9 protein-coding genes are annotated in these 6,508 nt (G+C 71.2%); 8 read left to right on the top strand and 1 reads right to left on the bottom strand.

Annotated features, from left to right (window positions below):
• The first annotated feature begins 5 nt into the window (after window positions 1-5).
• The 6 genes from AB0C69_RS09800 to AB0C69_RS09825 all read left to right on the top strand — a co-directional run bounded on the left by AB0C69_RS09800 (window position 6) and on the right by AB0C69_RS09825 (window position 3,437).
• On the top strand, window positions 6-875 hold the full coding sequence (locus AB0C69_RS09800) for a TIGR03619 family F420-dependent LLM class oxidoreductase (RefSeq protein WP_360352017.1): 870 nt from the start codon (window positions 6-8) through the stop codon (window positions 873-875).
• Window positions 876-898: 23 nt separating this feature from the next.
• A complete protein-coding gene (locus AB0C69_RS09805) occupies window positions 899-1,336 on the top strand; it encodes a nuclear transport factor 2 family protein (protein ID WP_360352020.1) in 438 nt (145 codons plus the stop codon).
• Window positions 1,337-1,520: 184 nt separating this feature from the next.
• Complete coding sequence (locus AB0C69_RS09810) at window positions 1,521-1,856, top strand: metalloregulator ArsR/SmtB family transcription factor (RefSeq protein ID WP_360352023.1); 336 nt, start codon at window positions 1,521-1,523, stop codon at window positions 1,854-1,856.
• Window positions 1,853-2,350, top strand: a complete 498-nt coding sequence (locus AB0C69_RS09815; RefSeq protein WP_360352026.1) for an SRPBCC family protein — start codon at window positions 1,853-1,855, stop codon at window positions 2,348-2,350. Before AB0C69_RS09810 ends, AB0C69_RS09815 begins: the two co-directional genes overlap by 4 nt.
• Complete coding sequence (locus AB0C69_RS09820; RefSeq protein WP_360352029.1) at window positions 2,347-2,760, top strand: VOC family protein; 414 nt, start codon at window positions 2,347-2,349, stop codon at window positions 2,758-2,760. Before AB0C69_RS09815 ends, AB0C69_RS09820 begins: the two co-directional genes overlap by 4 nt.
• Window positions 2,761-2,876: 116 nt before the next feature.
• Window positions 2,877-3,437, top strand: a complete 561-nt coding sequence (locus AB0C69_RS09825) for a GNAT family protein (RefSeq protein ID WP_360352040.1) — start codon at window positions 2,877-2,879, stop codon at window positions 3,435-3,437.
• Window positions 3,438-3,449: 12 nt separating this feature from the next.
• Here the strand turns inward: AB0C69_RS09825 and AB0C69_RS09830 are convergent, their stop codons facing one another.
• Window positions 3,450-4,565 (bottom strand): GH25 family lysozyme, encoded by a 1,116-nt coding sequence (locus AB0C69_RS09830; protein ID WP_353832089.1) that lies wholly within the window; start codon window positions 4,563-4,565, stop codon window positions 3,450-3,452.
• Window positions 4,566-4,752: 187 nt separating this feature from the next.
• On the opposite strand from AB0C69_RS09830, the gene AB0C69_RS09835 reads away from it, so the two are divergent.
• Together AB0C69_RS09835 and AB0C69_RS09840 are read left to right on the top strand one after the other, a co-directional pair.
• The gene (locus AB0C69_RS09835; protein WP_360352034.1) at window positions 4,753-5,595 is read left to right on the top strand and encodes a helix-turn-helix domain-containing protein; all 843 of its coding nucleotides are present in this window, start codon (window positions 4,753-4,755) and stop codon (window positions 5,593-5,595) included.
• 74 nt (window positions 5,596-5,669) lie between these two features.
• Window positions 5,670-6,281, top strand: coding sequence for a dihydrofolate reductase family protein (locus AB0C69_RS09840; RefSeq protein WP_360352037.1), 612 nt, complete (start codon window positions 5,670-5,672; stop codon window positions 6,279-6,281).
• The last annotated feature ends 227 nt before the right edge of the window (window positions 6,282-6,508 follow it).

Raw genomic sequence — 6,508 nt, forward strand, 5'->3', positions numbered from 1 at the left:
TCCGCATGAGGTTCACCTACGCCGAGGCCATGACGGACCCGTCGTTCTACCTGCCGCTGGCCAGGGCCGCCGAGGAGGCCGGGTACACGAGCATGTCGGTCGCCGACTCGCTGGTGTACCCGAAGGAGTCGGACTCGGTGTATCCGTACACCGCCGACGGCAGCCGGGAGTTCCTGGAGGACAAGCCCTTCATCGAGACGTTCACGCTGATCGCGGCCATGGGGGCGGTGACCTCCCGGCTGCGGTTCACGCCGTTCGTGCTGAAGCTCCCGGTGCGTCCCCCCGTCCTGGTGGCGAAGCAGGCGACGTCGGTCGCGTGCCTGACCGGCGGGCGGCTGGCCCTCGGCGTCGGGCTCAGCCCCTGGCGCGAGGACTTCGAGGTGATGGGCGTCCCGTGGGAGCGGCGCGGCAGGCGGATGGACGAGGCCATCGACATCGTGCGGGGGCTGAGCGCCGGCGGGTACTTCGAGTACCACGGCGAGCACTTCGACGTCCCGGCCGTCAAGATCTGCCCGGCGGGGCCCTTCCCGATCCTGGTCGGCGGGCACAGCGAGGCCGCGCTGCGCCGCGCCGTCGTGCGCGGGGACGGCTGGATGCACGCGGGCGGCGGCGACGACCTGGACGGCCTGCTCGCCCGGCTGGACCGGATTCGCGAGGCGGAGGGCAAGGCGGGCGACCCCTTCGAGGTGCACGTCATCTCGATGGACGCCTACACGCCCGACGGGGTGAGGCGGCTGGAGGACAAGGGCGTCACCGACGTGATCGTCGGCTTCCGGATGCCCTACGCCGAGGGGCCCGACACCGAGCCGCTGGCCAAGAAGATCGAGAACCTCGAACGGTTCGCCGAGACCGTCATCGCCAAGACCGCCTCCTGACCCCGAAACGAGAACACGTTACAGTGGATGCCATCGCCTGGGACGCCCCCGACGCCGACCACCCGGCCCGCCGCGCCGCCCGCGCCTCCATGACCGCCGTCGCCGAGGGCCGCAAGGACGACTGGCTGTCCCTGTTCGCCCCGGACGCCCTCATCGAGGACCCGGTCGGCCCGTCCTTCCTCGATCCCGAGGGTGCGGGCCACCGGGGCCCGGAGGGCATCGAGAACTTCTGGAACTCCTTCATCTCCACGATCGCCGGCTTCCGTTTCCGCGTCGCCGACTCCTTCGCCAACGGCCCCTGCTGCGCCAACGTCGCGACGATCACGACCACGACGCCCGACGGCGCCACGATGACCATCGACTGCGTCCTCGTCTACACGGTGGACGGCGCAGGAAGGATCACGTCCCTGCGCGCCCACTGGGAGCCCGACCGCGCCATGGCCACCCTCACGGCGCCGTGACCTGACGGAGCCCGGCCCGGGGGGAGCCACGCGGTCAGCGCCGCCCTCCCGACCGTCGCCGCGCGTGGAAGCAATGGTCGCGCCGGACCAGGCAGTTCGCCCCTCGACTTGCCGCCTCTCCTTGACACGTCCCTCGGCCACCCGGTAGAAAACCAGACGGTTATAGAACCGGAAGGTTTCTCTAGTGGACACCCGTACGCTGGACGCGACGTTCGCCGCGCTGGCCGACCCGACCAGGCGGGCGATCCTGACCCGCCTCACCCAGGGCGATGCGTCGGTGGGCGAGCTCGCCGCCCCGTTCGCCATGAGTCAGCCCGCCGTGTCCAAGCACCTGCGCGTGCTCGAACGCGCCGGCCTGGTCTCGCGCGGCCGGGACGCGCAGCGGCGGCCGTGCCGGCTTGAGGCCCGGCCCCTCCGGGAGGCCCTGGACTGGCTCGCCGACTTCCGCCAGTACTGGGAGGAGAGCTACCGGCAACTCGACGAGCTGCTCGCCCGGCTCGAAGAGCGGGACGGCTCGTGACCGTCTGGCGGCCACGCGGGGCGGGCCTCGCGGTCAGCACGCCGTCCGACACCGAGATCCTGCTCAGCAGGACGTTCGACGCGCCCCGGCGGCGGGTGTTCGACGCGTTCACCCGTCCGGAACTGCTCAGGCAGTGGCACGGCGCCCGCGGCTGGCGGCTCGCCGTCTGCGAGATCGACCTGCGTCCCGGCGGCGCCTGGCGCTTCGTCTCGCACGGCCCCGGCGGCGCCGAGATGGGCTACGGCGGCGTCTTCCTCGAGGTGGACGCGCCCGCGCGGCTGGTGCAGAGCGAGATCCGCGACGGCTGGGAGGCCGGCGAGGCCCTGGTCACCACCGTCTTCGACGAGCGGGACGGCCGCACCGCCATGAACATCACCGTTCGCTACCCCACCCGCGCGACGCGCGACAGCGTGCTCCGCAGCCCGATGCGGCGCGGTGCGGGCGAGTCCTACGACCGACTCGACGACCTGCTCTCGAAAGGACACCGCCCATGACCGAGTCCCCAAGCCCGGTGCTGCCCGTGCGCCCCGGAATGCTCCTGCTCGAACTCGTCCCGGTGCCCGTCGAGGACATCGACCGGGCCAAGGACTTCTACACCGGTCTCGGCTTCAACGCCGACGTCGACGTACGACCCGCGGACGGCGTCCGCTACGTCCAGCTCACCCCGCCGGGCTCGGCCTGCTCGATCGCGCTGACGGAGGGCCTGCCGGGAATGGACATGCCGGCCGGGACGCAGCGCGGCCTGCACCTGGTCGTCAGCGACATCGAGCAGTCCCGGTCCGACCTCATCGAGCGCGGCGCCGACGTGGAGCCGGTGGAGGACATGGGCGGCGTCTTCTACGCCCGCTTCGCCGACCCGGACGGCAACACCTGGACCCTCCAGCACATGCCTTGGCGCCCCTGAACGGTTCGCCAGGCCGCAGCGCAGCGTCGGGGAACGTCGTGGGCGCATGGGGGTCGAGCGCCGGGCCGTGAGAGGATCCACGGCAGTCTGTGCTGGTTATGACCGTGGAGGCGTGGATGTACGCGGTGTCCCTGGGCGACGACGGCGCGGAGCTGCGGCCCCTCGAACCGTGGCAGGCCGACGAGTTCCTGGCCCACATCGACCGGGGACGGGAATTCATCGGCCGGCACGTCGGGCTCCCGGACCGCGTCACGGACCTGGAATCCAGCCGCGCGCACTTGCAGGCGTACGCGGACAAAGCCGCAGCCGACCGGGGGCGCATCTACGGGATCTGGGCCGACGGACGGCTGGTGGGCGGCGTCCTCTTCGTGACGATGGACGTCGACCAGGGCACCGCCGAGGCCGGCTGCTGGCTGGAGCCGTCGGCGGCGGGCAGGGGACTGGTGACCAGAGCGGTGCGCGCCATCATCGACTGGGCCATCGAGGAGCGTGGCATCCACCGGGTGGAATGGCACGTCTCGACCGCCAACCAGCCCAGCATCTCGGTGGCGAAGCGGCTCGGGATGACCAAGGACGGCACCCTGCGGGAAAGCTACCTCTACCGCGGCGAACGGCAGGACATCGAGGTCTGGTCAGTGCTCGCCCCGGAGTGGCGAGCGTCCGAACAGGCGCCCTAGAGCCGCTCCCGGTCAGCCGCGGTCCTGGGCGATCGTCCAGCGGCCTGACGTCGCGCGGGGCGCGGGGCGGCTTCCGGGGTCGCCTCCGGAGGGGAACACGGCGATCGCGACGTACACGTGCTGGCCCTTGCCGAGGCCCTTGGGCATGGCGCCGGTGACGTACTGGGCGCCGCTGGTGGCCAGGGCGTCGGCACGGGTTTCGGACCAGACCCCGGCCGACTGGCCGTTCTTCCAGTCGTGGACCTCGAACCGCATCTGGTACTCGTCGCCGAGGCCCATTCCCTCGACGCCGACGACGGCGGTGATGTCCGCCCACGTGGAGAGCGGAGCCACGTAGCCGGGATATCCGTCGGGATGGTCCTTGTCCGGTTCCGAGTGGGAGTTGGCCGGGTCGGCGTGGGTGACGTCCCAGTTGAGGACAGTGAACTGCCCCCACGCCAGAACCTGGGGCCTGGTCTTTCCGTAGCTGCTGCGGATGGGCACTTCGTCCTCCTCGTGTGACCCGAGGGCCAGCGCCTTCAGTTCCGCGAGCGAGCCGCGGAAGGCGTTGACGTCGCAGTGGCCCGTGATGCCCGGAACCGAGCCGCTGGACGAGTACTGCAGGATCGACATCGGCTCTCCGCCGTACGGCATCCAGAACGAGGCGGGAACCTTCTGGTAGAGGGCGGCCGGGGAGCCGGAGCCCGACACGTACCGCGACTGCCAGATCGTGTCGAAGAAGCTGAGGTCGGGCCGGCCGTGCTGCTCCCAGTACCAGCGCGGGAAGTAGCCGATGACGGGATGCCCGCCGGTGCGGCGCTTCACCTCGGCCACCCACGCCCTGGCGGTGGGCGCGTCCGCGCCGGACGCCTCGACGTCGAGTGCGAGGGCGAGGCGGGACACGTCACCGGCCCTGTCCAGGAAGTAGCGGGCCTGCGCGGCCCCGTCGCCCCCGTGGAGGAAGTGGTAGCCGCCCGGTACGAAGTCGGCGCCCAGCGCGAGCATCGCCGAGCGGTTGTGGCTCCAGGTCGGATTCACGTAGGTGGTCGATTCGCTGACCTTGGAGAACCCGAACCGGATCCCCGAGGCGTGGACTCGCCGCCAGTCCGGCCTGCCCTCGTAACTCGCCACATCGACCCCGTACAGCACGACGGCTCCTCCCCCGGCCCCCGCATCGCGGACGGAACCCGATGCGACACCATGAGGAACTTACTCTGAGCAACCGCTTGGTCACGATTGCCGATACGGGAGGAAGCCATAGCGAAACGGACCGTAAGACGCTGTCTCCACGGCCCCGCGCGTGGAGACCATCGCCCCGGTCGGCCACACTGTTTCGATGAGATATGTCGGCCGGGTGCCCGCAGCGCCGCTCGACCGGTTCATCGACGACATCTACTGCCTGTCCGGGGTGCCGCGCCACCGCCGGATGAACGTGCCGCCGATGCCGTCCGCGCACCTGTTCATCAACCTGGGCGAACCCGCCCGCCTGCGGGACTCCGACCCTTCGGTGCCCCCGGCCGTGTTCGCCGGCGGATGGTTCATGGGCGTATGGACCCGGCGTTTCCTCATCGAGTACCCGGCACGCGTGCGGCTGGTCGGGGTGCACTTCAAGCCGTGGGGGCTGTCGCCGTTCGTCGACGTGCCGCTGGCAGAGCTGCGCGACCGCTGGGTGCCCGCCGACGCCGTCTGGCAGCGGTCCGTGAACCGGATCCGCGACCGGGCCGGCGAAAGCGCGTCGGCCAACGAGGCGCTGCGGGTGGTGGAGGAGGAGCTGCGGTCGCGGCTCGCCGAGGCGGCCCCGCGCGGACTCGGGCTGGTCCAGCACACCGGCGGACGCCTGGAGACGTCCCACGGCGCGGTCCCGGTCGGGGCGCTGGCCGAGGCCGCCGGGGTGAGCGGCAACCACCTGGCCGTGCAGTTCAAGTCCCACGTCGGCGTCACCCCGAAACGGGTGGCGCGGATCTACCGCTTCGCGCGGCTGATCCTTTCCGTGGACGCCCTGCGCCCGGTCGACTGGTCGGACCTCGCCCACGCGGCGGGCTACTTCGACCGGGCCCACTTCAGCAGGGAGTTCAAGGACTTCACCGGCCACACCCCGGCGGAGTACCTGGCCCTGCGGCGCCGGTTCCCCGCCGAGGCGGGTTTCCCGCCCGACAGCGGCCCGATGCCCGCCGATTGATTTCTTACAAGCGCGGCCGCTCCCGGAGACGACAGGATCGGAGGCGAACAGGCGACGAGACCCGAGGGGGACCCGTGGGGACAGTGATCATGCACAGCGTCATGTCGGTCGACGGCTTCATCGCCGACGACAAGGACCAGGTCGGAACGCTCCATGACTGGTACTTCGACGGGGACGTCCCGATCGGCGGAGGCGGCGCCGGGGAGTACGACCACTCCGGCACCGGAGGCGGCGTCAGGGTCTCGAAGTCGTCGGCGGAGTACGTCGGGTCGACGTGGGCGTCGATCGGCGTGATCGTGATGGGCCGCACCCTGTTCGACCTGGTGAACGGCTGGGAGGGACGGCCGCCCACGGGCGACCACGTGGTCGTGGTGTCCCACCGGCCCAAGCCCGAGGGCTGGCACCCGGAGGCGTCGTACCACTTCGCCGGCGACGTTGCGGCCGCGATCGAGAAGGCCCAGGAACTCGCCGGGGACCGGGCCGTCGCCGTGAACGCCGGCGACGTGGGCGGGCAGATCCTCGCGGCCGGTCTCGTGGACGAGGTGGCGATGGACGTGGTGCCGGTCGTGTTCGGGACGGGCAAGCGCTTCTTCGGCGCCGTCGACCGTCAGTACCTGCTGGAGGACCCGCACGTGGTCATCCAGGGCGAGCGGGTGCTGCACCTGAGGTACAAGGTGCGCCGCTAGACCCGCACGGCTGGACACCAAGCCGGGACGCCGCTTCGGCGCTCCCCCGTCACGCGCGAGCACGGGGCGTGCGGGCCGGTCAGTCGACCGGCGCGAGGCACAGGTTCTTGGCCAGACCCCGCGGGTCCACGCCGAGAAACGTCTTGACCATCGCGCTGCTGTTCCAGCCCGAGTAGTACTTGCAGCCGTGGGTGGCATCCTCCCGGTCGGGGTCGTCGGGGTCGTCG

Origin of the sequence: Actinomadura sp. NPDC048032, assembly GCF_040653175.1 — a bacterium.
In the GTDB taxonomy this organism is placed as follows: domain Bacteria; phylum Actinomycetota; class Actinomycetes; order Streptosporangiales; family Streptosporangiaceae; genus Spirillospora; species Spirillospora verrucosospora.

Bases quoted from the DNA above. Each gene is read 5' to 3' on its own strand.
- AB0C69_RS09835 (WP_360352034.1), top strand. From the start codon at position 4,753: ATGAGATATGTCGGCCGGGTGCCCGCAGCGCCGCTCGACCGGTTCATC.
- AB0C69_RS09825 (WP_360352040.1), top strand. From the start codon at position 2,877: ATGTACGCGGTGTCCCTGGGCGACGACGGCGCGGAGCTGCGGCCCCTC.
- AB0C69_RS09800 (WP_360352017.1), top strand. From the start codon at position 6: ATGAGGTTCACCTACGCCGAGGCCATGACGGACCCGTCGTTCTACCTG.
- AB0C69_RS09820 (WP_360352029.1), top strand. From the start codon at position 2,347: ATGACCGAGTCCCCAAGCCCGGTGCTGCCCGTGCGCCCCGGAATGCTC.